The sequence below is a fragment of the Stenotrophomonas sp. C-A genome, assembly GCF_054030835.1.
Genome location: NZ_CM132916.1, coordinates 3543701 through 3567270 on the forward strand (window position 1 = coordinate 3543701; position 23570 = coordinate 3567270).

A 23570-nucleotide genomic window follows, 5' to 3' on the forward strand; every position below is an offset into this window, starting at 1 on the left:
ACACATCAATGGAAACTTTTTTCATCACTTTGCGCTAACAAACGAGACATTGTGATCGCAGATGCAATTCAACTCGTTGATTTTGCTCATTAATTTTCATCTTTACCAAAAACACAGACTTGATTAACGCAGCTTTAATTCTTGGCGAACGCCCGCTACTATCGGCTCAGCCCTCGCGATTTGGGAGCGCTTTTCGCTCCCCCGCCGGGCATTAACCCAGCCAAGATTTCTTGGAGAGAGAGAGCCAATGAATTTCCAGTCCAACAAGCTGCGCGATGCCGTTCTGGTCGCGCTCGTTGCCGGTGTGGCGTCCACTGCCACCGCCCAGGCTCAGGAAGCGACCAACCTTGACCGCATCTCGGTCACCGGTTCGCGCATCAAGAGCACCGACATCGAAACCTCGCAGCCGGTCCTGAGCCTGACCCGCGCCGATATCGAAAAGCAGGGCGTGACCTCGGTCGCCGACATCCTGCAGCGCGTTGCCGCCAACGGTGCCGCCCTGAACCGTACCTACAACAACGGCGGTGACGGTTCGGCCGGCGTCAGCCTGCGTAACCTCGGCTCCGAGCGCACCCTGGTGCTGGTCAACGGCCGCCGCTGGACCACCGGCCTGGATGGCAGCGTCGACCTGAACACCATCCCGACCGCGATGATCGAGCGCATCGACATCCTGAAGGACGGTGCATCGACCATCTATGGTTCGGACGCGATCGCCGGCGTGGTGAACATCATCACCAAGCAGAGCTTCGATGGCGCGGAAGCCAACTTCTACAAGGGCCAGTACAGCGCTGGTGACGGCGAACGCGAAGCCGCCGACTTCACCCTCGGCACCACCACGGATCGCGCGTCGCTGGTGCTGGGCGTGTCCTACGTCAACGAAAAGGCCGTGATGGCCGGCGATCGCAAGATCTCCGCCGGTGGCCCGCCGTTCTTCAGCGGTCAGAGCAGCACCGGCATTCCGGGTTCGTATCTGCGCAATGACGAGCGATACGTCATCCTCAACGGCGTGGAAACGCCGTTCGATCCCAATGTTCATGGCTACAACACCGCGCCGGACAACTACCTGCTGACCCCCAACGAACGCACCTCGCTGTTCGCGGTGGGTTCTTACAACGTTACTGACAACATCACCTTCCGCACCGAGGCGATGTACAACGAACGCAAGTCCGAACAGCTGCTGGCTGCCATGCCGGTTACCGGTCAGCGCCTCAGCGCTGGCAGCATGTACAATCCGTATGGCGTTGACCTGACTGGCGTCGCGCGCCGCTTCAACGAAACCGGTGGACGTTCGTTCAACCAGAACGTCAAGAACTGGCACTTCTACGGTGGTTTCGAGGGCTTCTTCGAATTCGCCGATCGCAACTTCGACTGGGACGTCGGCTACCGCTACGACAAGACCGACCAGAACGATCTGACCTACGGCCTGTTCAACAAGCAGCGTCTGGCCGAGGCATATGGTCCCTCGGCGATCCGCGATGGCAAGACCGTCTGCCTCAACTCCGCTGGTGCAATCATTGCGGGCTGCGCCCCGATCAACCCGCTGGGTGGGATGGGCTCGATCTCGCAGGAGGCACTGGATTACACCTCGTTCACCGCGCATGACTCTGCCAGTCTGGTATCGAAGGGCTACTACGCCAACATCTCCGGCGAGATCGTGCAGCTGCCGGCTGGTGCTTTGGGCTTCGCAGCTGGTTACGAGTACCGTAAGGAATCCGGTCAGTTCGATCCGGACGCCTTCATTGCTTCTGGCCTGAGCACCGGCAACGGAGCGGCGCCCACCAAGGGTGGCTATGACCTGGACGAGTTCTTCCTGGAACTGTCGATCCCGGTGCTGGCCGACCTGCCGGGCGCCAAGCTGCTCGACTTCAGCGCGGCGACCCGCTACTCGAAGTACAGCAACTTCGGCAACACCACCAACAACAAGTTCGGTTTCCGCTGGAAGCCGATCGACGACCTGATGGTGCGTGGTAACTATTCGGAAGGCTTCCGCGCCCCGAGCATCAACAACCTGTATCGCGGCGACGCTGACTCGTTCGAGACCTACATCGATCCGTGTTCCTCAACGTCTGGTCGCCGTACCGGCGCTGTCGCTGCACAATGTGCGGCAGAAGGCGTGCCGATCGGCTTCGTTCAGCCGGGCGCTGGTAGTGGTGCGAAGCAGACTCCTGAGCCGTTCACCTGGCAGGCCAACCCGAACCTGAAGCCGGAAACCTCGACCAGCAAGACGCTGGGCCTGGTGTGGAGCCCGAGCTTCGTGCAGGGTCTGAACGTGACCCTGGACTGGTGGCAGATCAAGATCGAGGACGCCATCACCCGTCCGGCCATCCAGGACATCATGGATCGTTGCTATGGCGGCACCGCACAGGAGCAGGCAGCCAACTGCGGCCTGATCACGCGTGACCCGAACTACGGCAGCACCAACCAGCGTTACACCATTACCAACGTCAACATGCCGCTGCAGAACCTGGCGTCGTACAAGGTGGAAGGTTGGGATCTGGGCATCCTGTACAAGTTGCCGGAAACTTCGATCGGCCAGTTCACCATCAGCCTGGATGGCACCTACCTGTCCAAGTGGGATACCAAGTCGACTCAGGATGCTCCGATCGAGGGCCGCCAGGGACGCTATCTCGACCAGGATCCGTACTGGCGCATCCGTTCCAATCTGTATGTCGACTGGTCCTATGGGGACTTCGGGGTCAACTACGGCATTCGTTACAAGTCCGGCATGACCGAACCGTGCCCGTTTGATCCAGACGAGGAACCGGAAACCTTCGCATACTGCTCCGATGGCGCGAAGGGCACAAACCACATTGGTGCCACCACCTACCACGACATCCAGTTCCGCTACAACACGCCGTGGAAGGGCACCATCATGGTCGGCCTGAACAACGCGTGGGACAAGAGTCCGCCGGTTTCGTACTACACCTCGTACAACATGTTCGACCCGCAGTACGACCTGCCGGGCCGCTACATGTACATGCAGTACAAGCAGAAGTTCTGATCGATCCGCTGATCAGCTGATGCAGCAACGGCCCCGCAAGGGGCCGTTGTTTTTTTGTGCGTTCCAGGTTGCGGCAGCACCAACGGAAAAGGCCGCAGCATTGCCGCGGCCTTTCTGTACTCAACGCAGCAACGACGCTCAACCGTTCGGAATCAGCGTCTCGATGAGATGCTCGACATAGGCTTCGAAATCCTCGCGCGCCTGCTTGGGCTGCTGCAGCTGCAGGGACAGCTGCAGGAAGCCGACATAGGCGGCGTAGGCCAGGCGTGCGCGATGGCGTGCATCGGTCGAGCTGAGCCCTGCCTGGCGGAACGAGGCGATCAGATAGTCGAGGCGGCGCTGCGACACGCGGTCGATCACCGGCCGCACCATCGGATGGTCCAATGCCTTCAGCAGCTCGCTGTAGATGATGTGCGGCTGCACTTCATGCGCCACCATCTGGAACAGCTGGCGCAGGCGCACGCGCGGATCCGGTACGTCTTCCAGGCTGCCGAACACCTGTTCCTGTTCGAACAGTTCCCAGCGTTCCAGCGCGGCCTGCAACAAGGCGTCACGCGAGGGGAAATGCCAATAGAAACTGCCCTTGGTCACGCCGAGTCGCCGCGCCAGCGGTTCCACCGCAACGGCGCCTACGCCTTGTTCAGCAATCAGGTCGAGGGCCGCCTGGGCCCAGTCTTCGGCACTCAGGCGGCTGTTGCGGCCGGCGCGCGGTTCGCCGGCGGAAGCGTCAGGTTGATTCATGGGCTGATTTAACCATACGCCGGGGTTCGTTGCAGTACGCCGTTGCGGTCGAAACCGTCAAAGGCCTCTCCTGCAGGCCTGTCGCACTGCACCATACGATGCAGTATTGACTTCCCTCACAGGCGATCCATACTAGCAAGTATGGTTACGTCCCCTACTCCCGCTGCGTTCCATGACCTGCGCCTGGAGGCGGCCCATGGCGCCCGCCTCGCCGCCACTGCCAGCGACCACGGTCGCCGTGGCCGGGTGCTGTTCGCGCACGGCTTCGGCCAGACCCGTCATGCCTGGAATGCCACCGCGCGTGCCCTGTCTGCAGCCGGCCTGCAGACCCTGGCTTATGACGCACGCGGCCACGGCGATTCGGACTGGAATGCCGCCGACCTGCCCTACCACGGCGAACAGTTCGCCGATGACCTGATCGTGCTGGCCGGCGAGCAGCCGCGCCCGCCGGTGCTGGTCGCAGCCTCGATGGGCGGCCTGTTCGGCCTGCTGGCCGAATCGCGCTGGCCGGGCCTGTTCTCGGCGATGGTGCTGGTCGACATCACGCCGCGTTGGGATACCGCCGGTGTTGAACGCATCCTGGCCTTCATGACCGCCCATCCCGACGGCTTCGCCTCGCTCACCCAGGCCGCCGACGTGATCTCGGCCTACATGCCGCACCGCCCGCGCAAATCCGAGCAGTCGCTGCGTGCGCTGCTGCGCGAGGACGGCCATGGCCGCTGGCGCTGGCACTGGGATCCGCGCCTGGTGGCCGAACTGGCCCGCGACAGCGAGCAGCACCAGGATGCACTGGCCGAGGCCGCACGGCAGGTGAAGTGCCCGCTGCTGCTGGTCAGCGGCGGCCGCAGCGACCTGGTCACGCCGCAGACCGTGGCCGAATTCCTGGCGTTGGCGCCGCACGCGCGCCATGTACAGCTGCCGCAGGCCACGCACATGGTCGCCGGCGATGACAACGACGCCTTTACCGCTACTGTGTTGGACTATCTGGACGTGTTGCCCGCAGCAGACGCTGCGGCTTCGTCCGCCACAAACGAGCACGTCACCGGAGCACGCTCATGAGCATCGTTCTTCCCTTCCTCGCCCTGCTGCTGGCAGGCGCGTTCGTCGCCTACCACCGCATGCGGCTGGTTACCTGGACGCTGATCAGCGTGGCCCTGCTGGCCGCCTGCTGGTTCATTCCCTACGTCAACCAGACCGCCACGATCGTCGCGGCCGCCGTGCTTGCCGTCATCGCCGTGCCGCTGCTGCTGCCGTTCATCCGCAAGCCGCTGCTGACCGGCCCGATGATGAAGGTGTTCCGCAAGGTGCTGCCGCCGCTGTCGCAGACCGAGCGCATTGCGCTGGAAACCGGCTCGGTCGGCTTCGAGGGCGAACTGTTCACCGGTGATCCGGACTGGAACATCCTGCTCAACTATCCCAAGCCGCAGCTGACCGCCGAAGAACAGGCCTTCCTCGATGGCCCGGTGGAAGAGCTGTGCACCATGGTCAACGACTGGGAAATCACCCACGTCCATGCCGACCTGCCGCCGGAGCTGTGGGCCTTCATCAAGAAGAACAAGTTCTTCGGCATGATCATCCCGAAGGAATACGGCGGCCTGGGCTTCTCCGCACTGGCCCACCACAAGGTGATCCAGAAGCTGGCCTCGGTGTCTTCGGTGGTCAGCTCCACCGTCGGCGTGCCGAACTCGCTGGGCCCGGGTGAACTGCTGGTGCATTACGGCACCCAGGAACAGAAGGACCAGTACCTGCCGCGCCTGGCCGATGGTCGCGAGGTGCCCTGCTTCGGCCTGACCGGTCCGTTCGCCGGTTCCGACGCCACCTCCATTCCGGACTACGGCATCGTCTGCAAGGGCGAGTGGAACGGCGAGCAGGTGCTCGGCGTCAAGCTGACCTTCGACAAGCGCTACATCACCCTGGCGCCGGTCGCATCGCTGATCGGCCTGGCCTTCCGCATGTACGACCCGGATGGCCTGATCGGCGATACCCGCGACATCGGCATCACCCTGGGCCTGCTGCCACGCGACACCGCTGGTGTTGAAATCGGCCGTCGCCACTTCCCGCTGAACTCGACCTTCCAGAACGGTCCGATCCGCGGCAAGGACGTGTTCATTCCGTTGACCCAGCTGATCGGTGGCGCAGCCATGGCCGGCAAGGGCTGGAACATGCTCAACGAGTGCCTGGCCGTGGGCCGCTCGATCACGCTGCCGTCCACCGCCAGTGGCGGTGCCAAGGCCGGTGCCGCCGTCACCGGCGCCTACGCACGCATCCGCAAGCAGTTCGGCCTGTCGGTCGGCCGCTTCGAGGGCGTGGAAGAAGCGCTGGCCCGCATCGGCGGCAAGGCTTACAAGATCAGCGCGCTGTCGCAGGCCACCGCCGCCGCGGTCGACCGTGGTGACGTGCCATCGGTGCCGTCGGCGATCGCCAAGTACCACTGCACCAACATGAGCCGCGAGGTGATCTCGGACATGATGGACGTGATCGGCGGCAAGGGCATCATCCTGGGGCCGCGCAACTTCGCCGGCCGCAGCTGGCAGGCCGCGCCGATCGCGATCACCGTGGAAGGCGCCAACATCATGACCCGCAGCCTGCTGATCTTCGGCCAGGGTGCGATCCTCTGCCACCCGTGGGTGCTGAAGGAAATGAAGGCCGCGCAGGATCCGGACACCCGTGCCGGCCTGCAGGAGTTCGACCGCAGCCTGTTCGGCCACATCCGCTTCGGTATCTCCAATGCCGTGCGTTCGTTCTGGTTCGGCCTGACCGGCGCGCGCTTCGGCGCCGCCCCGGGCGACGCCTATACCCGCCGCTACTTCCGCAAGCTGGACCGTTACTCGGCCAACCTGGCGCTGATGGCCGACATCTCGATGATGACCCTCGGCGGCAAGCTGAAGTTCAAGGAATCGCTGTCAGGCCGCCTGGGCGATGTGCTGAGCCACGTCTACATGACCAGCGCCATGCTCAAGCGCTACCACGACGAAGGCGCACCGCAGGCCGACCAGCCGCTGCTGGCCTGGGCCTTCCATGACAGCGTGCACAAGATCGAGGAATCGCTGTCGGCCGCGCTGCGCAACTTCCCGATCCGTCCGATCGGCTGGCTGATGTGGGCGCTGATCTTCCCGCTGGGCCGTCGTGCCGAGGCTCCGGGCGACCGTCTGAGCCGCCGCGTCGCCGCCCTGCTGATGGCGCCGAACGAAGCGCGTGATCGTCTGGCCAGCGGCGTGTTCCTGACCCCGTGCGAGAACAACCCGGGTGGCCGCATCAACAGCTACCTGAGCAAGGCGATCATGGCCGAGCCGGTGGAGCGCAAGTTCCTCAAGGCGCTGAAGAGCAAGGGCATCGAAGCGCTGGACTTCAAGGCCCAGCTGGACGAAGCCGTGGCCGAGGGCGTGATCACCCAGGACGAGCGCAGCCTGCTGGAAGAGCTGCGCACGCTGACCCTGGACACCATCACCGTGGACGATTTCGACACCCACGAGCTGCGCGCGGCCAGCTACTACGACCGCCAGCACAAGGATCCGCATTCGCAGGCGGCCTGATTGCCCGCGACACGCGTTGCCTTCGACGGCGGGCCTCGGCCCGCCGTCGTTCTATCCGCCGACCGGAAACCGCTCATGTCCACGCCCCTGCTTTCGCTCTACCACCGCCTGCAGCGCTGGCCCGCCGGCACCTGGCTGTTCTCGCGCGCGGTCTGCTTCAAGGCGCCCTACTTCGCCAGCATCGCACCGCGCATCACCCGCCTGGAACACGGCCGCTGCGAAGGCACGCTGGCCGATCGCCGCAAGGTGCGCAACCACATCGGCACGGTGCATGCGATCGCGATGTGCAACCTGGCGGAGCTGACCGCCGGGCTGATGGTGGACGCGTCGCTGCCGAAGGGCATGCGCTGGATCCCGAAGGGGATGCAGGTGCAGTACCTGGCCAAGGCGCGTGGCACGCTGCAGGCGGTGGCGCTGCCGGCACAGCCGATTGTGGTCGCGGCCGAGGGCTATGCGCTGCCGGTGACGGTCAGCGTGCGCGACCGCGCGGGCACCGAGGTGTTCAGCGCGATCATCGACATGTGGATGTCGCCGGCAAAGTAGTGTCCCGGCGAACGGCGCAGCCCCTCGTGGGTGGGCGGCGAAAGCGGTTTATCGGTTGGGCCGGAGGGATGGGGCCGGGCGGGGACGCCGCAAGTACGTCCCTGTAGGCTTAGCCGCGCCATCCATGGCGCGGATACCCCGCCCGGCCCCACCCCTCCGGCCTCTGACAGATCTCTGCGGCGTCCACCACGCAAGAGAAAAAAGAAGAGCAGAAGCAAAAGCGGCCCAATGGCCGCCTTTTTTCATGCGCGCAGAGCCCACGAGCGCAGCGACCCGCTGTTGCTCTTGATCTTCTTTTTTCTTCTCCGTGGGCTGGCCGCGCACGGAACCTGTCTGAGGCCGGGCGGGTTGGGTTCGCGGGGGTGTCCGCGGCATGGATGCCGCGGCCAAGCCTACAGGGACGTACTTGCGGCGTCCCCCGCGAACCCAACCCGCCCGGCCAACCCCATGACAAGCTCTACGCGAGCAACCCACGAGGGGCTGCGCCGTTGGCTGGAAACTACGCTACCGCGCGAAACACCAACGCCAGGATCGCAGGCACCGCCTGGATCATGAAAATGCGGCGGCTCACGCTGTAGGCGCCATAGCACCCGGCCACCACCACGCAGGCCAGCGAGAACGTCACCAGCACCGGCTGATTGATCACCAGCCCCAACACGATGCCCGCCGCCAGGAAGCCGTTGTACAGGCCCTGGTTGGCCGCCAGCACGCGCGTGGTCTCCGCCTTCTCCGGCGTGTTGCGGAACGTCTTCAAGCCCAGCGGACGGGTCCACAGGAACATCTCCAGCACCAGGAAGTACAGGTGCAGCACCGCGACCAGCACGGTCAGCAGCAGCGCGATCAGCGACATGGTTTCTCTCCTCGAAATGACTGGACGGGATCAGCGGTCGCGCGGCAGCTTTTTTTCTTCGCGCAGTACACGAAACGCGGCGGCGGTCATGCACGCGGCAACCACCACGCCACCGATGAACACCACATGTGAACCAAACAGCGACAAGCCCTTGTGCACCCACGCAAAGCTCAGGTCCGCGCCGCGGTACACCACCGTATCGATGGCCGCGCCGGCCTTGTAACGCCACTGCCGGTCCACGCGGGTATAGATGGTTTCACGTGCCGGCTTGGCCAATGCGAACTCGCTGGCGCGGGTCATCACCTGCACCACGGCCACCATCAACGGCATGGGTGAAGCGGCAAGCACCGAGAAGCCGATCAGGATCGCAAAGCCAGGGATCAACAGGGCCGGCGCGATGCCGTGGCGCGACAGCAGCCAGCGGGTCAGGCCCAGCTGCATCAGCAGCGCCAGTGCGTTCACTGCCAGGTCGATGCGCGAGAAGAACGCGGTGGCGGCGCCTGCATCATTGAATGAGGCACGCACGATAGTGGCCTGCTGGTTGTACAGAAGGGTGCCAATGCCCACACCGAACAGCACCATGATCGCCAGCCAACGCAGCAGGGGTTCGCGAACGATCAGCTTGAGGCCGTCGAGCACACTACCGCCCATCGGTTTTTCTCCCGACACCAGCCGCTGCTCACGCTCGCGCAGCACCGCCCAGTGCCGCAAGCGCCAGATGCAGAACAGGCAGACCATCAGGAATCCGGTGGATACCAGCATCAGGTTGGCAATACCCACCCGCTGCACCAGCACACTGGTGATGAACGGCCCGAGGAAGGCACCGATGGTGCCGGCCGCGCCGATGTATCCGTAGAAGGCACGCGCCTGCGCGTTTGAAAAGACGTCGGCCATGAAGCTCCAGAACACCGCCACCGCGAACAGGTTGAAAACGCTGATCCAGAAGAAGAAGGCCATGCCGCGCCCCGGCACGTTGCTATCGAACAACGCATAGAAAACCAGCAGAGTGACGATGAAGAACCCATACACCGCCGGCAGGAACACCCGCCGCGGGAAGCGGCTGACCAGCCAGCCGTACACCGGCTGCAGTACCAGCATGATCACGAACACGCAGGAGAACAGGAACTGCAGGACGAAGTCCTTCAGCGCGATGCCATGGCTGGCAAACCAGGCGATCAGCATCGGCGGGAACACGGTATCCAGGTCAGCCGAGGCAGCCATCGCCTCACGCACCGGGCGCAGCACGTAGTAGCCACTGAGCAGGCAGAAGAAGTACAGGAACGACCACCACAGCGCCGGCGACTCACGCAGTGCCACCGTCAGCCCGCGCAGCGGCCCCTTGCCCTTCACCGCGCTCACGCGGCGTCCCTCGCCAGAAGACGGCGGTTGGACAGCGGCATGGCAGGCTCCGGGGGCGGTGAAGCGCGTACGTTAGCCAATGCACTGCAACATCGCCAGCAGCAGCCACGCAGAAACCTGCAACGCAGTGTCACGGCCCCACCCGTACGACACGTTCCGATACATGCTTTCGGGGCGTCAAAATTCCAACTTTTTCAACGAGATGCGCATTCATCTTCGCTTTGTTTGTGCACAAGGGAAAAGCGGCGCTAGAATCGCCATCAGCAGTCGCGCACGGGTCTCCACGATGAAAAAGAACAGCCTGCGTCGTCCGATCCGTTCGGCGGCCACCGGTTTGCTGGGCATGTTGATGCCCGTTGCCTTGTCCACCACCGCGCAGACCCCGCCGCCATTGCCGCCGATGCCGGCCAACATCGAGTCCGCTGCGGCCTCCGCCGTCGCCCACACCCAACCGGCGGCCTACCGCACCGGCCTGGTGCCGCAGGTGCAGCTGCCGGCGGCCGGCTTCAACGTGGCCAACATCGAGTCGATGGCGCAGCAGCTCACCTATGGCGAGCGCGTGCCCGGCATGGCGGTGGCGATCGTGCAGGGTGGCCGTGTGCTCAGCGCGCGTGGCTATGGCGTCACCGACGTCAACAACCCGCTGCCGGTCGACGCCCACACCGTGTTCCGCCTGGCCTCGCTGTCCAAGGCCTTCGCCGGCACCATGGCCGGCCTGCTGGTCAACGACGGCACGCTGCGCTGGGACAGCAAGGTCACCGACTATGTGCCGGGCTTCCGCCTGAACTCGCCGGAAGCGACCGATCGCCTGACCGTGGCCGACGTGCTCAGCCATCGCGTCGGCCTGCCCTACAACGCCTACGACCGCGACATCGAAGGCAACGCCGAGTACTACTCGCTGACCCAGAAACTGGCCAACACCAGCCTGAAGTGCCTGCCGGGCGACTGCTACGCCTACCAGAACGTGGCCTTCAGCCTGATCGGCGACGTCGTCTACGCGGCCTCCGGCAGCTTCTACGAGCAGTCGGTCGAGCGCCGCATCTTCAAGCCGCTGGGCATGAACGATGCCAGCCTTGGCCTGGCCGGCATCCAGGCCAGCTCGCGCTGGGCGCGTCCGCACGTGCGCAGCCGCAATGGCTGGGTGTCGCTGACTCCGAAGCCGACCTACTACCGCGTCGCCCCGGCCGCCGGCGTCAACGCCAGCGCCAGCGACATGGCGCAATGGCTGCTGGCCCACACCGGCCACCGCCCGGACGTGCTGCCGGCACCGCTGCTGGCCACCCTGCATTCGAGCCTGATCAACACCCCGGGCGAAATGCGTTCGGGCTGGCGCCGCGAGCGCCTGCATTCGGCCGGCTACGCACTGGGCTGGCGCACCTTCGACTACGCCGGCCACGACGTGGTGTTCCATGCCGGTGCCGTGCAGGGATATCGCGGCCTGGTCGCGCTGGTGCCGGAGCGCGATCTCGGCATCGCCATCATGTGGAACGGCGAAAGCGGCCTGCCCAGCGGCCTGCTGCCGACCGTGCTCGATTCCGCGCTCGGCCTGCCGACGCAGCGCTGGCTGGATGTGGACACCGACTTCGGCAGCGACAACCTGATGGCCGAGGGCGCAAGCCCGGCGCAGCAGGACAAGCGCAAGGGCAAGGGTGCCTCGAGCAACCGCGCGGTGGCCTCGCCGCGCTGAGTTGGCGGGCTCGACCGTGAGTGGAAGGGGCGGCCTGCGGGTCGCCCTTTTTGTTGGCTCTTGTAGCGTCGAGCCGTGCTCGACTGTTCGGGCAAAGCAGTCGAGCACGGCTCGACGCTACAAATGCGAAGAGCAGTTCCGGAGCGCTAGTGCGCGAAGTAGTGCATGCCGCCATCCACCGGAATCACCGCGCCGGTGATGTAGCCGGCCAGCGGCGAAGCCAGGAAGGCCACCAGCGGCGCCACTTCGTCCGGCTCACCGAAGCGCCCGATCGGAATGTTGCGTGCAATGAACGCGCGCCGGCTTTCCTCGGTGGGATGCAGGCGGTCCAGGATCTGCGGGCTGTTGATGCGCCCCGGTGCAATCGCATTCACCGTAATGCCCTGCCCGGCCACCTCCGACGACAACCCCTTGCTCCACAGATGAAGCGCCGCCTTCGCTGCGGTGGCGGCATTCACCGAACGTGGCTCCATCGAACCGCTGAAATTGATCACCCGCCCCCATCCCTGCGCCCGCATCGCTGGCAGCAGTGCCTGGGTCAGCCGTCGTGCGGCGGAGAAGTTCAGGGCGATCGCTTCCTCCCAGACCTCGTCATCGGCATCAACCGTGGTCGGCCGGGAGCCCCCTGCGGCATTGACCAGGATGTCCACGTGCTGCAATGCCTCCCGGGATGCCTCCGCGATGGACCGGACGTCGCCGGCGACGGTGACATCGCCGACCACGATGACCGGTGCCGCGCCGCCTTCGGTTTCGATCCGCGCTGCCAGCGCCTGCAGGGGGTCGCGCTGCCGCGACGTGATGGCGACGCGCACGCCCTGGGCAGCCAGCTGCCTGGCGACGGCGGCACCGATGCCGCTGGCCGCGCCCGTCACCAATGCGGTACGGCCTGCAAGATTCAAGTCCATGGTGTTCTCCTGTCCACGTGGCCGGCCAATCCAGCCCTTGCACGACATGCTGTTTGATCACCCCTGATTGATAAACTCCGCGCAGGTTTCAGCATTCAACACCCGGAGTGTCAGATGAACCTGCTGGAGAGCATGCAGGTCTACGTGCTGATCGTGGACAAGGGCAGTCTCAGTGCAGCGGCGGCGGCGATGGATATCTCCGCGACGATGGCCGGTAAGCACCTGCGTGCATTGGAAGCACGGTTGGGCATGCAGTTGTTGAGCCGTACCACCCGGCGCCAGCATATGACGCCCTTCGGCGAGGACTACTACATCCGCTGCCGGGAGATCCTGCGCCTGGTGGAAGAAACCGACGCGCAGGCGCAGCACCAGCAACTGGCACCGGCGGGTACGCTGCGCATCAGTGCGCCGGTGATCTTCGGCACGCATGCGCTGGTACCGGCACTGGCCGAGTACATGGCGCGCCATCCGGAGGTCCGGGTCGAAGCCACGCTGACCGACCGCGTGGTCGACCTCGCCGAGGAGGGTTTCGAAGCAGCGCTGCGCATCGGCACGCTGGCCGACAGCAGCATGCTGGTGGCGCGTGCGCTGGCACCGTATCGCTTGATGATGTGCGCATCGCCCGGATACCTCGCCCGGCACGGTACGCCCTCCGACCTGCAGGCGCTTGCCCGGCACCAATGCCTGTCCTTCGAACCCAGCGCACTGGCGCAGTGGCTGCAGGTCGATGCTGGCGGGCTTGAGCGTGTGCCCGACGGCCGGCTGCAGATCAACAACGGCGAAGCACTGCGCACGGCGGCGCTGCATGGGCTGGGCATCGTGCTGCAGTCGGCACTGCTGCTGGCTGCCGACGTCGACGCCGGACGCCTGGTGCAGCTGTTCCCGGAACATGGCCAGACCGGTCGGCCGATGCACGTGGTCTACGCCCACGATCGCTACCACTCGACCCGCCTGCGCAGCTTCCTGGACTTCCTGGTGGAGCGCTTTCCACCGGCGCCGCACCGCTAGCGTCGACCGTCAGAAAAGCCGTCGGGCATGGCCTGACGCTACAAACCGCTCCATAAAAAAACCCCCTCCCCGCTGGGCAGCCAGGGAAGGGGGTTTCAGGATGCGGCTATCGGGAAGTACTTAGATCAGCGGCGCCGGGGTTGCCGGCAGAGCGACCGGAGCGGCCTTCTTCTTGCGGGCGGCCGGCTTGCGCTTGGCAACCTTCTTCGCTGCCTTCTTCGGGGCAGCCTTCTTGGTGGCCTTCTTCGCGGTCTTCTTTACTGCCTTCTTGGCGGTCTTCTTGACGGCCTTCTTGGCAGTCGCCTTCTTCGCGACCTTCTTGGCCGGCTTGCGGGCCGTTGCCTTCTTGGCAGTCTTCTTGGTGGCCTTCTTGGCTACCTTCTTGACCGCCTTCTTCGCGGTCTTCTTGACGGCCTTCTTGGCAGTGGACTTCTTGGCTACCTTCTTCGCCGCCTTCTTCACTGCCTTCTTCGCAGTGGTCTTCTTGGCGACCTTCTTCGCAGCCTTCTTCACTGCCTTCTTGGCGGTCGCCTTCTTCGCGACCTTCTTCACTGCCTTCTTGGCAGCAGCCTTCTTCGCGACCTTCTTCACCGCTTTCTTGGCGGCGGGCTTCTTCTTCGCAGCTTTCTTGGTTGCCATGGGATGGCTCCTCGTCAGTGATAGGGAGTTGAAACGCCCAGTTGGATCAAACCCGCGGATGCTGCGTGCGGGGACCGCCGGCGCGTCAGGCGCGCCGTTACGGATGCGGCAATGCCCGCCTCGATCGGCGGAGCGGACATCGGAATGGGAGTTGCCTTGCATTTCTCCGGGGGAAGCGGGGCCATGTCCACCGTCATCAGGGTCGCGGTGGTCTTGAAGGGGCTGCTTCGCATCGGACGATTGATTCTGCGCACTCGGTTGGGCAGGCAAGGTCTGCTGAGGCGAAACCTAATCACGGTTTTTTTTACTGTCAACAACCCCCGCGAAAAATTTTCACATCCGCGCCATCCCGGACGCCGCCTGCACCACCGCTCCGCACGGCCTGCAACGACGGTGGAAGCGGCGCGCACGCGCGTTGTCTGCATCGATGTCGATGCAGACGTTGATCAAAAAACACTTGAAATAAGCACTCCGCGCAGATAGGCGCAGGTGAGGCGCAACAGCGCGAGCGCATCGCCGATGGTCACCGGCACCGTCGCCAACGCCAGCACAACGGGGCCGCAACGGGGGGCGAAAAGTTTTCACATCTGATCGCTTCGGCGCGGGGTGGAAACGCGGATTTGCGCAAAACTGCGCACGCCGATCAGCGCCGTTCGTCTGTCGGCTGATGCCACGCCGAGGGTGCAGAGCGAACCCGCCGTCATGAGTCCAACGCACTCGCCAAAACAAAAACGGCCACCCGAAGGTGGCCGTTCCAGAACCCGGAAGTGACGACTCAGTGGTCGTCGTTTTCCAGGGCTTCGGCATACGCGTCCGGATCCAGCAGTTCGTTGAGCTCTTCGGCGTTGGTCAGTTCGACCACGAACATCCAGCCCTCGCCGTAGGCATCTTCATTGATGGTTTCCGGCTTGTCGGACAGCGCCGAGTTGACCTCGACGACCTTGCCGCTGATCGGGCTGTAGACGTCCGAGGCGGCCTTCACCGACTCGACAACGGCGATCTGCTCGCCAGCCTTTGCGTCGGCGCCGACTTCCGGCAGTTCGACGTAGACCAGGTCACCCAGCAGGCCCTGGGCGTGGTCGGAAATACCGACGGTGACACGGCCATTGCCTTCGACACGGGCCCACTCATGGGACTTGAGGAACTTGAGGTCGCCGGGGATCTCGCTCATGGGACTGCTCCAGAGATATGCAGGGGTGGAAAAAACGGGGCTAGTGTAACCAACCGGCCGCCACTGCTGTCAGTGACGATCGGCAGTTTCGGATCAGGCGTCGGCGAGCACGCCGGGCTGGGCCTGGCCTTCGCGCACGAACGGGAACTTGACCACGCGTACCGGTACCTGCCGGCCGCGGATGTCGACGGTGACCTCGCCGAGTTCACCGGCCGGTACGCGGGCGAAGGCGATGCCCTTGGCCAGGGTCGGCGAGAAGGTGCCGGACAGGATCTCGCCCTGGCCGCCCGCGGTGGTCACCGCCTGGCCGTGGCGCAGCACGCCCTTCTCGTCCATCACCAGGCCGATCATCTGGCGTGCGGTGCCGGCGGCCTTCTGCGCTTCCAGCACGTCGCGGCCGATGAAGTCGCGGCCTTCGTCCAGCGACACGGTCCAGGCCAGCGCCGCTTCGTACGGGCTGATCTCTTCGTCCATGTCCTGGCCGTACAGGTTCATGCCGGCTTCCAGGCGCAGCGTGTCGCGTGCGCCGAGGCCGGCCGGCTTCACGCCCGCCGCCAGCAGGCGGTTCCAGAACGCGACCACGGCGTCCTGCGGCAGCAGGATCTCGAAACCGTCTTCGCCGGTGTAACCGGTACGGGCGACGAACAGTTCGACGCCGTCATCGGACTGCACCTGCAGGGCGGCGAAACGGCCCAGCTTGGTCAGCGCCTGACGGTCCGCATCACGCGCCAGGCCGATCACGATGTCGCGCGCCTGCGGTCCCTGCACGGCCAGGATGGCCAGGTCCGGGCGCTGCTCGACGGTGACGCCGAACGGCGCAGCCTGCTCGCGCAGCCAGGCCAGGTCCTTCTCGCGGGTGGAGGCATTGACCACCATGCGGAAGAAATCGTCGCCCAGGTAGTAGACGATCAGGTCGTCGATGACGCCGCCGCGCGGGTTCAGCATGCACGAGTACAGCGCCTTGCCGGTCACCTTCAGCTTGTCGACCGAGTTGGCCAGCAGGCGGCGCAGGAACGGCTTGACCTGGTCACCGCGCAGGTCGACCACCGTCATGTGGCTGACGTCGAACACACCGGACTCGCGACGCACCAGGTGGTGCTCGTCCAGCTGCGAGCCGTAGTGGATGGGCATGTCCCAACCCCCGAAATCGACCATCTTGGCGCCAAGGGCGCGGTGGGTATCGTTGAGCAGCGTCTTCTGGGTCATGACCGGGTCCGGCAGCAGAGGAAACAAGAATCCCCATTATCCCAGATCGGTCGCCCGCAGGCGTGCCGCAGCGCAGCGCCGGCGCTGTAGAGCCGAGCCCATGCCCGGCTGCTCTTCGTGTGGGAGCCGAGCGTGGGCTCGGCTCTACAGGGGGCGGCCTGCGTCCTCGACCACCAGCACCGTGCCCTGCACGCTGCGCACCCGCACCCACGTACCCGCAGGCAGCTCCGGACCGCTCACCTGCCAGGACGCATCGTCAATGCTGACCCGTCCCTGGCCACCGACGATGCCCTGCTGCAGTACCACCTCCCGGCCGACCAGCTGCTCGGCGCGGCGGTTGAGCAACGGCGCATCGCTGGGCCGTGCCCGCGGCCGCCCCCAGCGCCGGTAGCACTGGATCGAGACCACACTCAGCAGGACGAAAGCGATCACCTGCCACAGCAGCGGAATGTCGCTGAACACCGCGACCAGTACGAACACCGCCGCCGCGCCAATGCCGATCCACAGCATGAACGCACCCGGCGCCAGCGCTTCGGCCGCGAACAGCAGCAGCGCCAACGCGCCCCAACCGACGACTTCCCAACGCATGTCAGCCTCCGAGCGGCGGCGGCCGCTTGCCGACGGCCTTGTTGTCCTGGCTGGCCAGCGCCTGCTTCGCCAGTTCGGCCACGCCCGCGATCGAACCGATCACGCCACTGGCCTCCATCGGCATCAGCACCAGCTTCTGGTTCGGCGAACTGGCCAGTTCCTTGAACGCTTCCACGTACTTCTGCGCAACAAAGTAGTTGATCGCCTGCACGTCACCCTCGGCAATCGCCGCCGACACCACCTTGGTCGCCATCGCTTCGGCCTCGGCCAGGCGCTCGCGCGCCTCGGCATCGCGGAATGCAGCTTCGCGACGGCCTTCGGCCTCCAGCACGGTCGCCTGCTTTTCGCCATCGGCGCGCAGGATCTCCGACTGGCGTGAACCCTCTGCCTCGAGGATCTGCGCGCGCTTTTCGCGCTCGGCCTTCATCTGCCGCGCCATCGCGTCCAGCAGATCGCGCGGCGGCTGGATGTCGCGGATCTCGATGCGGTTGACCTTCACGCCCCAGGGATTGGTGGCATGGTCGACCACGCTCAGCAGCTGGGCATTGATCACCTCGCGCTGGCTGAGCGATTCGTCCAGGTCCATCGAACCGATCACGGTACGGATGTTGGTCTGCACCAGGGCGATCATCGCCACTTCCAGGTTGGCCACCTCATAGGCGGCCTTGGCGGCATCCAGGACCTGGAAGAACACCACACCGTCCACGCGCACGGCGGCGTTGTCCTTGGTGATCACTTCCTGGCTGGGCACATCCAGCACCTGCTCCATCATGTTCACCTTGCGCCCCACCCCGTACACGATCGGGATCAGGAAATGCAGGCCGGGGGTCATGGTGTGCGTGTAGCGCCCGAAGCGCTCGACGGTCCACTCGTAGCCCTGGGGCACCATCCGTACCGCCTTGAACAGGATCACCACGGCCACGAAGGCCAGTACCACGGTAAAGAACATGGTCGGGAACATCTTGCTTTCCTTATCGATGACGTCCAGGCCCCAGCATAGCGCGTGAAGGCCGCATTCACAGCGGCGCTACCAGGGCACGCGCCCGCGCAGGATGTCGGCGAACATCACCCAGTCGCCCATGAACGAGTACAGCGGGTGCTGGAAGGTGGCCGGGCGGTTCTTCTCGAAAAAGAAATGGCCGACCCAGGCGCAGCTGTAACCGCAGAACAGGGCGGCCAGCAGCAGCATCGGTTGCCCACGCAGGATCGCTGCCGCGACCAGCAGCAGTACGCCGCAGCTGCCGATGAAGTGCAGCCGGCGCGATACCGGGTGGCGGTGCTCGCTGAGATAGAACGGATAGAACTCGCGGAAGCTGGCGAAGCGGGACATGCGCATGCTCCGGGGGCCGTGGTCAGGCCCATCATGCGCCTTTCGGGGGGCGCTGCGCTGCCTTGCAGCACCGAACCATGCTCGGCTTGCGCGTGCCAGCGCGGTCGGAAAGAAGAGCAGCCGAGCGTGGGCTCGGCTCTACAGAACCGCCTTGCCCGGACCTACACCGATGAGGTGCGCGGCCCGAACATGATCACCGCCATGCCGGCCAGGCACAGCGCGGCGCCGAACAGGTCCCAGCGGCTGGGACGGATGCCATCGACCAGCCACAGCCAGAACAGCGCGGTGCCGATGTAGACGCCACCGTAGGCGGCATAGACCCGACCACTGGCGGTCGGATGCAGGGTCAACAGCCAGGCGAACAGGGCCAGGCTGGCGGCCGCCGGCAGCAGCAGCCAGATGCTGCCGCCCTTGCGCAGCCACAACCACGGCAGGTAGCAGCCGACGATCTCGGCAAGCGCCGTCAGCAGGAACAGGCCGAGTGTCTTCACGCCTTCTCCGCCGCCTTGGCGTGCTGCCAGAGCGCTTCCTGCGCCTCCAGGTCCATCGCAGCCAGCGCCCCACCCTGCGCATCGGCCTGCGCTTCCATCGCACGGAAGCGACGTTCGAACTTGTGGTTGGCCCCGCGCAGCGCCGCACCCAGATCGATATCGGCGTGGCGCGCCAGGTTGGCGCAGACGAACAGCAGGTCGCCCAGTTCTTCCTGCAGGCGCGCCTTGTTGCCGGCGATATCGCCGCGCTCGAACTCCTCGCGCAGCTCCTGCAGTTCCTCGGCAGCCTTGTCCAGCACCGGCAACGGGCCCGGCCAGTCGAAGCCGACCTTGGCCGCGCGCGACTGCAGCTTCACTGCCCGCTGCCATTCCGGCAGGCCGCGCGAGATGCCGGCCAGCGCGGAGGTGTCCTGCTCGCCCTTGGCGGCGCGCTCGGCGCGCTTGATCGCCTCCCAGTTGCGCATCACCCCGTCGGCATCATCGACGCTGACCTCGGCGAACACGTGGGGGTGGCGGCGCTGCATCTTGTCGCTGATCGCGCGGGCCACGTCTGCGAAGGCGAAGCTGCCCTGCTCTTCGGCCATGCGCGCATGGAACACCACCTGCAGCAACAGGTCGCCCAGCTCGTCGCACAGGTCGTCGAGGTCGCCGCGGTCGATCGCATCGGCCACCTCGTAGGCTTCCTCGATGGTGTACGGCGCGATGGTCGCGAAGTTCTGTTCCAGGTCCCACGGGCAGCCGCCCTGCGGGTCGCGCAGGCGCGCCATGATCGCCAGCAGGCGCTCCAGTTCGTTGCTGGCTGCACTACCGGCGGTGGGGGTGTCATGCGCGCTCATGCGGCCTCCAGGGTCAATCGGACAACCAGTCGCGCCACGGCAGGCTGGTATCACCAAGGGCAATGAAATCGCCGTTCAACAGGGTTTCGCGGCGGTTGTAACGGAACGGCTTGCCGGTCGCGGCCGACAGTACCGCACCACCGGCGGCGTGCAGAACGCACTGGCCGGCGGCGGTATCCCATTCGGAGGTCGGACCCAGCCGCGGATAGACATCCAGGCCACCTTCGGCGATCCGGCAGAATTTCAGCGACGAGCCCTGCGCGATGGTCTCGATGCGGCCCATCCTCGCCAGCAGCGCCTCGGTTTCCGGTGAGCGGTGCGAACGGCTGGCGGCAACCCGCAACGGTGCGGTGGCCGGCGTACGGGTGCGCAGCACGGTGTCGTGCAGGCCCTGCCGGCGATAGGCCAGCTCGCCGCGCATGGCATGCCAGACGATGCCGGTGACCGGGGCCAGCACCACGCCGAAAGCCGGTGCGCCCTGGTAGATCAACGCGATGTTGACGCTGAACTCGCCGTTGCGCTTGACGAACTCGCGGGTGCCGTCGAGCGGGTCGACCAGCCAGTAGGCCCCCCAGTGGCGGCGCTGCTCCCAGCCCACCTGCGCCGATTCCTCGGACAGGATCGGCAGGTCCGGGGTCAGCTGCTGCAGGCCCTGTTCAATGACCTGGTTGGCCGCCAGGTCGGCACCGGTGACCGGGCTGTTGTCGTCCTTGATCTGCACGTCGAAGCCATCGGCATAGACCTGCATGATGGCCTGTCCGGCTTCCTGGGCGATGGCGATGGCGGTCTCGCGCAGGTCCGTGGTCAGTTTGATCATCGCAATCCCTGCAGCCACTGGCGGGCGATGAACAGCGCCGCCAGCGAGCGTCCCTCGGAGAAGTCCTCACGCAGCATCAGCTGGTCCAGCTCGGCCAGCTTCCACGGGACAACTTCCAGTTCTTCCGGCTCGTCGCCGGCCAGCTTTTCCGGGTACAGGTCGCGCGCCACCACCAGCCACGACTGGTGGCTCATATAGGTCGGGGCAAGGGTCATTGCGCGCAGCACGTCGACCCGGCGCGCACCGTAACCGGCCTCTTCCTTCAGTTCGCGGTCCGCAGCCTGCTCGGGAGTCTCGCCGGCATCGATCCGGCCCTTGACCAGGCCCAGTTCGTAGCGGTGCATGCCTGCGGCGTATTCACGTACCAGCAGCACGGTCTCGTCGTCGAGCATCGGCACCACCACCACCGCACCATGGCCACGGCTGACCAGGCGCTCGAAGCGGCGGCGTTCGCCGTTGGAGAACTCCAGGTCCAGGTGCTGGCGCTGGAAGGGACCGTTCTCCTCATCGGTGATCCGATGGATGATCGGCAAGCGACGGCCGGCACGGTCATCGTTCATGCGGAATCTCCGCGGCGGCCGGCGCCTGCGCCGGGGCCGATAGAATGTGCAGGCAGCAACATGTTCATGAGCCCGAAATGCTAGCAGACCCAACCCCCTCCCCGCTGGCCCACCATTGGCGGCAGCGCGACCTGCAGGTGCTGTGGCACCCCTGCACGCAGATGCGCGAGCATCCGCACACCCTGCCGCTGGTGCCGATCGCCCGTGGCGAAGGTGCCTGGCTGATCGACCACGATGGCAATCGCTATCTGGATGCGGTCAGCAGCTGGTGGACCAACCTGTTCGGCCATGCCGAGCCGCGCATCGGCGGCGCCATCGCGGCGCAGGCCACGCAGCTGGAACAGGTGATGCTGGCCGGCTTCGGCCATGAGCCGGCCATTACCCTGGCCGAACGCCTGCTGGCCCTGGCCCCGCGCCAGCCTGGCCGCGAACCGCTGGCCAAGGTGTTCTACGCCGACAACGGCTCGGCCGGCGTGGAAGTGGCCCTGAAGATGGCCTTCCAGTATTTCCAGAACCGTGGGGAATCGCGGCGCACGCGTTTCATCGCACTGGAGAACGGCTACCACGGCGAAACCCTGGGCGCGCTGGCGCTGGGTGACATCCCGCTGTATCGCCGTGTCTACGCGCCGCTGCTGGCCGAGGGGCTGTTCGCGCCCTCGCCCGACGCTTACCTGGCCGAGCCCGGCCAGAGTGCAGCAGATCGCGCACGCCAGGCCGCCGATGGCCTGGCCACCCTGTTCGACCAGCATCCGGGCGAGATCTGCGCGGTGATCCTGGAACCGCGCCTGCAGTGTGCCGGCGGCATGCGCATGCACGATCCGGTGTACCTGCAGCGCGTGCGCGAACTGTGTGATGCGCATGGCGCGTTCATGATCGCCGACGAGATCGCCACCGGCTTCGGCCGCACCGGCACCCTGTTCGCCTGCGAACAGGCCGGGGTGATGCCGGACCTGATGTGCCTGTCCAAGGGCCTGACCGGCGGCTTCCTGCCGCTGGCCGCGGTGCTGGCCACGCAGGCGCTGTACGACGCCTTCCTTGACGACTCGCGCGAGCGCGCGTTCCTGCACTCGCACAGCTACACCGGCAACCCGCTGGCCTGCGCGGCCGCGCTGGCGACGCTGGACATCTTCCGCGACGACGATGTGATCGCCCGCAACCGCAGCATCGCTTCCGTGATGGGTACGCTGGCGGCACCGTTCAACGACCATCCGCACGTGGCCGACGTGCGCCAGGCCGGCATGGTGGTGGCCTTCGAGCTGTCGCGCGACGGTAACAGGCGCACGCCGTTCGACCCGGCCATGCGGCTGGGCCTGCACGCCTACAAGGCCGCCTTGAAGCGCGGCGTGGTGCTGCGCCCGCTGGGAGACGTGCTGTACTGGATGCCACCCTACTGCGTGGACGACGAACAACTGGAGCTGCTGGCACATACCACGCTGGCGGCGATTGACGAGGCGATTGCATGCGCGTGACCCGCTGCCCCATCGACCTGGCGCTGCACAGCGGCCAGACCGTGACCCTGCCGGAAGAGGCCGCCAACCACCTGGTGCGTGTGATGCGCCTGCGCGAAGGCGATACCTGCGTGCTGTTCAACGGCGATGGCAACGACTACAGCGCGACGCTGACCGTGGCCGGCAAACGCGAGGTGCAGGTACGCATCGACGCCGTGCAGGCCATCAACAATGAATCGCCGCTGGCAATCACCCTGTTGCAGGGCATCGCGCGCGGCGAGAAGATGGACCTGATCCTGCAGAAGGCCACCGAACTGGGCGTGGCGGCGATCATTCCGGTCAACGCCGAGCGCACTGAGGTGAAGCTTGATGCAGCTCGGGCGGAGAAGCGCGTGGCGCACTGGAACAACGTGGTGACCTCGGCCTGCGGCCAGTCCGGGCGCGCGCGCATTCCGCAGGTGGGTTCGCCGCTGTCGCTGGCGCAGGCGACGGCAGCACTACCGGTGGATACGCTGCGGTTGACGCTGGACCCGCTCGGTGCCCATCGCCTGTCGACGCTGGACGCTGCACCTGCAGCGGGAATCGTGATTGCAATCGGTCCGGAAGGGGGGTGGTCGCCGCGTGACCGGGATCAGCTGACGGCTGCAGGCTTCCAGGGCCTGCAGCTGGGCCCGCGCATCCTGCGTACCGAGACCGCCGGGCTGGCCGCGATCGCGGCACTGCAGGCGCGGTTGGGCGATCTGGGATAAGGCTGATTCGTTGTAGTGCCGGCCGCTGGCCGGCATCCACGGGATCATGAGGTTGCCGGCCAGCGGCCGGCACTACCGCGACGAGCGCGTCCAGGGCAGCAGCCGAGC

General features: G+C 65.6%; 23 protein-coding genes. 9 read left to right on the plus strand and 14 right to left on the minus strand.

Going from position 1 to position 23570, the window contains the following annotated elements; genetic code table 11:
* Nucleotides 1-247 precede the first annotated feature (247 nt).
* Complete coding sequence (locus tag ACW5IY_RS16625; protein WP_049433707.1) at nt 248-3001, plus strand: TonB-dependent receptor; 2754 nt, start codon at nt 248-250, stop codon at nt 2999-3001.
* A 138-nt stretch (nt 3002-3139) separates the two neighbouring features.
* On the opposite strand, the gene ACW5IY_RS16630 is transcribed toward ACW5IY_RS16625, so the two are convergent.
* Nucleotides 3140-3742 (minus strand): TetR/AcrR family transcriptional regulator, encoded by a 603-nt coding sequence (locus ACW5IY_RS16630; RefSeq protein ID WP_006464233.1) that lies wholly within the window; start codon nt 3740-3742, stop codon nt 3140-3142.
* Nucleotides 3743-3883: 141 nt separating this feature from the next.
* Here ACW5IY_RS16630 and ACW5IY_RS16635 point away from each other — a divergent pair, with 141 nt between their 5' ends.
* The 3 genes from ACW5IY_RS16635 (at nt 3884) to ACW5IY_RS16645 (ending at nt 7818) form a co-directional block, all read left to right on the plus strand.
* Nucleotides 3884-4801: an alpha/beta fold hydrolase gene (locus tag ACW5IY_RS16635; protein ID WP_043399152.1), complete on the plus strand. Its 918-nt coding sequence runs from the start codon at nt 3884-3886 to the stop codon at nt 4799-4801.
* Nucleotides 4798-7275 (plus strand): acyl-CoA dehydrogenase, encoded by a 2478-nt coding sequence (locus ACW5IY_RS16640; RefSeq protein WP_043399155.1) that lies wholly within the window; start codon nt 4798-4800, stop codon nt 7273-7275. The genes ACW5IY_RS16635 and ACW5IY_RS16640 overlap by 4 nt, the downstream gene beginning before the upstream one ends.
* A gap of 75 nt (nt 7276-7350) precedes the next feature.
* Nucleotides 7351-7818 (plus strand): hotdog fold domain-containing protein, encoded by a 468-nt coding sequence (locus ACW5IY_RS16645; RefSeq protein WP_049433708.1) that lies wholly within the window; start codon nt 7351-7353, stop codon nt 7816-7818.
* Between the two features lie 499 nt (nt 7819-8317).
* On the opposite strand, the gene ACW5IY_RS16650 is transcribed toward ACW5IY_RS16645, so the two are convergent.
* Nucleotides 8318-8668, minus strand: a complete 351-nt coding sequence (locus ACW5IY_RS16650) for a DUF1304 domain-containing protein (protein WP_049436826.1) — start codon at nt 8666-8668, stop codon at nt 8318-8320.
* A 30-nt stretch (nt 8669-8698) separates the two neighbouring features.
* Nucleotides 8699-10027 (minus strand): MFS transporter, encoded by a 1329-nt coding sequence (locus ACW5IY_RS16655; protein ID WP_049436825.1) that lies wholly within the window; start codon nt 10025-10027, stop codon nt 8699-8701.
* A gap of 286 nt (nt 10028-10313) precedes the next feature.
* Here ACW5IY_RS16655 and ACW5IY_RS16660 point away from each other — a divergent pair, with 286 nt between their 5' ends.
* Nucleotides 10314-11714, plus strand: coding sequence for a serine hydrolase domain-containing protein (locus ACW5IY_RS16660; protein WP_049436824.1), 1401 nt, complete (start codon nt 10314-10316; stop codon nt 11712-11714).
* Between the two features lie 146 nt (nt 11715-11860).
* On the opposite strand, the gene ACW5IY_RS16665 is transcribed toward ACW5IY_RS16660, so the two are convergent.
* Nucleotides 11861-12619 carry an SDR family NAD(P)-dependent oxidoreductase gene (locus tag ACW5IY_RS16665; RefSeq protein ID WP_049436823.1) on the minus strand — a complete coding sequence of 253 codons (759 nt, stop codon included), beginning with the start codon at nt 12617-12619 and terminating at the stop codon, nt 11861-11863.
* A gap of 114 nt (nt 12620-12733) precedes the next feature.
* On the opposite strand from ACW5IY_RS16665, the gene ACW5IY_RS16670 reads away from it, so the two are divergent.
* Complete coding sequence (locus tag ACW5IY_RS16670) at nt 12734-13627, plus strand: LysR family transcriptional regulator (RefSeq protein WP_049436822.1); 894 nt, start codon at nt 12734-12736, stop codon at nt 13625-13627.
* Nucleotides 13628-13747: 120 nt separating this feature from the next.
* Here the strand turns inward: ACW5IY_RS16670 and ACW5IY_RS16675 are convergent, their stop codons facing one another.
* Complete coding sequence (locus tag ACW5IY_RS16675; RefSeq protein WP_032130057.1) at nt 13748-14266, minus strand: hypothetical protein; 519 nt, start codon at nt 14264-14266, stop codon at nt 13748-13750.
* 111 nt (nt 14267-14377) lie between these two features.
* On the opposite strand from ACW5IY_RS16675, the gene ACW5IY_RS16680 reads away from it, so the two are divergent.
* Nucleotides 14378-14749 carry a hypothetical protein gene (locus tag ACW5IY_RS16680; RefSeq protein ID WP_152906238.1) on the plus strand — a complete coding sequence of 124 codons (372 nt, stop codon included), beginning with the start codon at nt 14378-14380 and terminating at the stop codon, nt 14747-14749.
* Between the two features lie 292 nt (nt 14750-15041).
* On the opposite strand, the gene gcvH is transcribed toward ACW5IY_RS16680, so the two are convergent.
* From gcvH to nudE, 9 genes are all read right to left on the minus strand, one after another.
* Nucleotides 15042-15437, minus strand: coding sequence for a glycine cleavage system protein GcvH (gene gcvH / locus ACW5IY_RS16685; protein ID WP_010482723.1), 396 nt, complete (start codon nt 15435-15437; stop codon nt 15042-15044).
* Between the two features lie 93 nt (nt 15438-15530).
* Nucleotides 15531-16643, minus strand: a complete 1113-nt coding sequence (gcvT, locus tag ACW5IY_RS16690) for a glycine cleavage system aminomethyltransferase GcvT (protein ID WP_049436821.1) — start codon at nt 16641-16643, stop codon at nt 15531-15533.
* A 144-nt stretch (nt 16644-16787) separates the two neighbouring features.
* The gene (locus ACW5IY_RS16695) at nt 16788-17231 is read right to left on the minus strand and encodes an NfeD family protein (RefSeq protein ID WP_010482721.1); all 444 of its coding nucleotides are present in this window, start codon (nt 17229-17231) and stop codon (nt 16788-16790) included.
* Between the two features lies 1 nt (nt 17232).
* On the minus strand, nt 17233-18192 hold the full coding sequence (locus tag ACW5IY_RS16700; protein WP_049436820.1) for an SPFH domain-containing protein: 960 nt from the start codon (nt 18190-18192) through the stop codon (nt 17233-17235).
* A 66-nt stretch (nt 18193-18258) separates the two neighbouring features.
* Nucleotides 18259-18561 carry a DUF962 domain-containing protein gene (locus ACW5IY_RS16705; protein ID WP_029550878.1) on the minus strand — a complete coding sequence of 101 codons (303 nt, stop codon included), beginning with the start codon at nt 18559-18561 and terminating at the stop codon, nt 18259-18261.
* 161 nt (nt 18562-18722) lie between these two features.
* Nucleotides 18723-19052: a YnfA family protein gene (locus ACW5IY_RS16710; protein WP_010482716.1), complete on the minus strand. Its 330-nt coding sequence runs from the start codon at nt 19050-19052 to the stop codon at nt 18723-18725.
* Nucleotides 19049-19888, minus strand: coding sequence for a nucleoside triphosphate pyrophosphohydrolase (mazG, locus tag ACW5IY_RS16715; protein WP_049436819.1), 840 nt, complete (start codon nt 19886-19888; stop codon nt 19049-19051). Before mazG ends, ACW5IY_RS16710 begins: the two co-directional genes overlap by 4 nt.
* 13 nt (nt 19889-19901) lie before the next feature.
* Nucleotides 19902-20705, minus strand: a complete 804-nt coding sequence (cysQ, locus tag ACW5IY_RS16720) for a 3'(2'),5'-bisphosphate nucleotidase CysQ (RefSeq protein WP_049436818.1) — start codon at nt 20703-20705, stop codon at nt 19902-19904.
* Nucleotides 20702-21265 (minus strand): ADP compounds hydrolase NudE, encoded by a 564-nt coding sequence (gene nudE, locus ACW5IY_RS16725; protein WP_010482713.1) that lies wholly within the window; start codon nt 21263-21265, stop codon nt 20702-20704. Before nudE ends, cysQ begins: the two co-directional genes overlap by 4 nt.
* 77 nt (nt 21266-21342) lie before the next feature.
* Here nudE and bioA point away from each other — a divergent pair, with 77 nt between their 5' ends.
* Both bioA and ACW5IY_RS16735 read left to right on the plus strand, forming a co-directional pair.
* Nucleotides 21343-22734, plus strand: a complete 1392-nt coding sequence (bioA, locus tag ACW5IY_RS16730; protein ID WP_049436817.1) for an adenosylmethionine--8-amino-7-oxononanoate transaminase — start codon at nt 21343-21345, stop codon at nt 22732-22734.
* Complete coding sequence (locus tag ACW5IY_RS16735) at nt 22725-23462, plus strand: 16S rRNA (uracil(1498)-N(3))-methyltransferase (protein ID WP_049436816.1); 738 nt, start codon at nt 22725-22727, stop codon at nt 23460-23462. The genes bioA and ACW5IY_RS16735 overlap by 10 nt, the downstream gene beginning before the upstream one ends.
* Nucleotides 23463-23570 lie beyond the last annotated feature (108 nt).

Bases quoted from the DNA above. Each gene is read 5' to 3' on its own strand.
- ACW5IY_RS16705 (WP_029550878.1), bottom strand. From the start codon at position 18,561: ATGTCCCGCTTCGCCAGCTTCCGCGAGTTCTATCCGTTCTATCTCAGC.
- ACW5IY_RS16735 (WP_049436816.1), top strand. From the start codon at position 22,725: ATGCGCGTGACCCGCTGCCCCATCGACCTGGCGCTGCACAGCGGCCAG.
- ACW5IY_RS16695 (WP_010482721.1), bottom strand. From the start codon at position 17,231: ATGCGTTGGGAAGTCGTCGGTTGGGGCGCGTTGGCGCTGCTGCTGTTC.
- ACW5IY_RS16635 (WP_043399152.1), top strand. From the start codon at position 3,884: ATGGTTACGTCCCCTACTCCCGCTGCGTTCCATGACCTGCGCCTGGAG.
- ACW5IY_RS16680 (WP_152906238.1), top strand. From the start codon at position 14,378: ATGCCCGCCTCGATCGGCGGAGCGGACATCGGAATGGGAGTTGCCTTG.
- cysQ (WP_049436818.1), bottom strand. From the start codon at position 20,705: ATGATCAAACTGACCACGGACCTGCGCGAGACCGCCATCGCCATCGCC.
- mazG (WP_049436819.1), bottom strand. From the start codon at position 19,888: ATGAGCGCGCATGACACCCCCACCGCCGGTAGTGCAGCCAGCAACGAA.
- gcvH (WP_010482723.1), bottom strand. From the start codon at position 15,437: ATGAGCGAGATCCCCGGCGACCTCAAGTTCCTCAAGTCCCATGAGTGG.
- ACW5IY_RS16625 (WP_049433707.1), top strand. From the start codon at position 248: ATGAATTTCCAGTCCAACAAGCTGCGCGATGCCGTTCTGGTCGCGCTC.
- ACW5IY_RS16665 (WP_049436823.1), bottom strand. From the start codon at position 12,619: ATGGACTTGAATCTTGCAGGCCGTACCGCATTGGTGACGGGCGCGGCC.
- ACW5IY_RS16630 (WP_006464233.1), bottom strand. From the start codon at position 3,742: ATGAATCAACCTGACGCTTCCGCCGGCGAACCGCGCGCCGGCCGCAAC.
- ACW5IY_RS16650 (WP_049436826.1), bottom strand. From the start codon at position 8,668: ATGTCGCTGATCGCGCTGCTGCTGACCGTGCTGGTCGCGGTGCTGCAC.
- ACW5IY_RS16660 (WP_049436824.1), top strand. From the start codon at position 10,314: ATGAAAAAGAACAGCCTGCGTCGTCCGATCCGTTCGGCGGCCACCGGT.
- ACW5IY_RS16675 (WP_032130057.1), bottom strand. From the start codon at position 14,266: ATGGCAACCAAGAAAGCTGCGAAGAAGAAGCCCGCCGCCAAGAAAGCG.
- ACW5IY_RS16640 (WP_043399155.1), top strand. From the start codon at position 4,798: ATGAGCATCGTTCTTCCCTTCCTCGCCCTGCTGCTGGCAGGCGCGTTC.
- ACW5IY_RS16700 (WP_049436820.1), bottom strand. From the start codon at position 18,192: ATGTTCCCGACCATGTTCTTTACCGTGGTACTGGCCTTCGTGGCCGTG.
- ACW5IY_RS16645 (WP_049433708.1), top strand. From the start codon at position 7,351: ATGTCCACGCCCCTGCTTTCGCTCTACCACCGCCTGCAGCGCTGGCCC.
- bioA (WP_049436817.1), top strand. From the start codon at position 21,343: ATGCTAGCAGACCCAACCCCCTCCCCGCTGGCCCACCATTGGCGGCAG.
- ACW5IY_RS16670 (WP_049436822.1), top strand. From the start codon at position 12,734: ATGAACCTGCTGGAGAGCATGCAGGTCTACGTGCTGATCGTGGACAAG.
- gcvT (WP_049436821.1), bottom strand. From the start codon at position 16,643: ATGACCCAGAAGACGCTGCTCAACGATACCCACCGCGCCCTTGGCGCC.
- nudE (WP_010482713.1), bottom strand. From the start codon at position 21,265: ATGAACGATGACCGTGCCGGCCGTCGCTTGCCGATCATCCATCGGATC.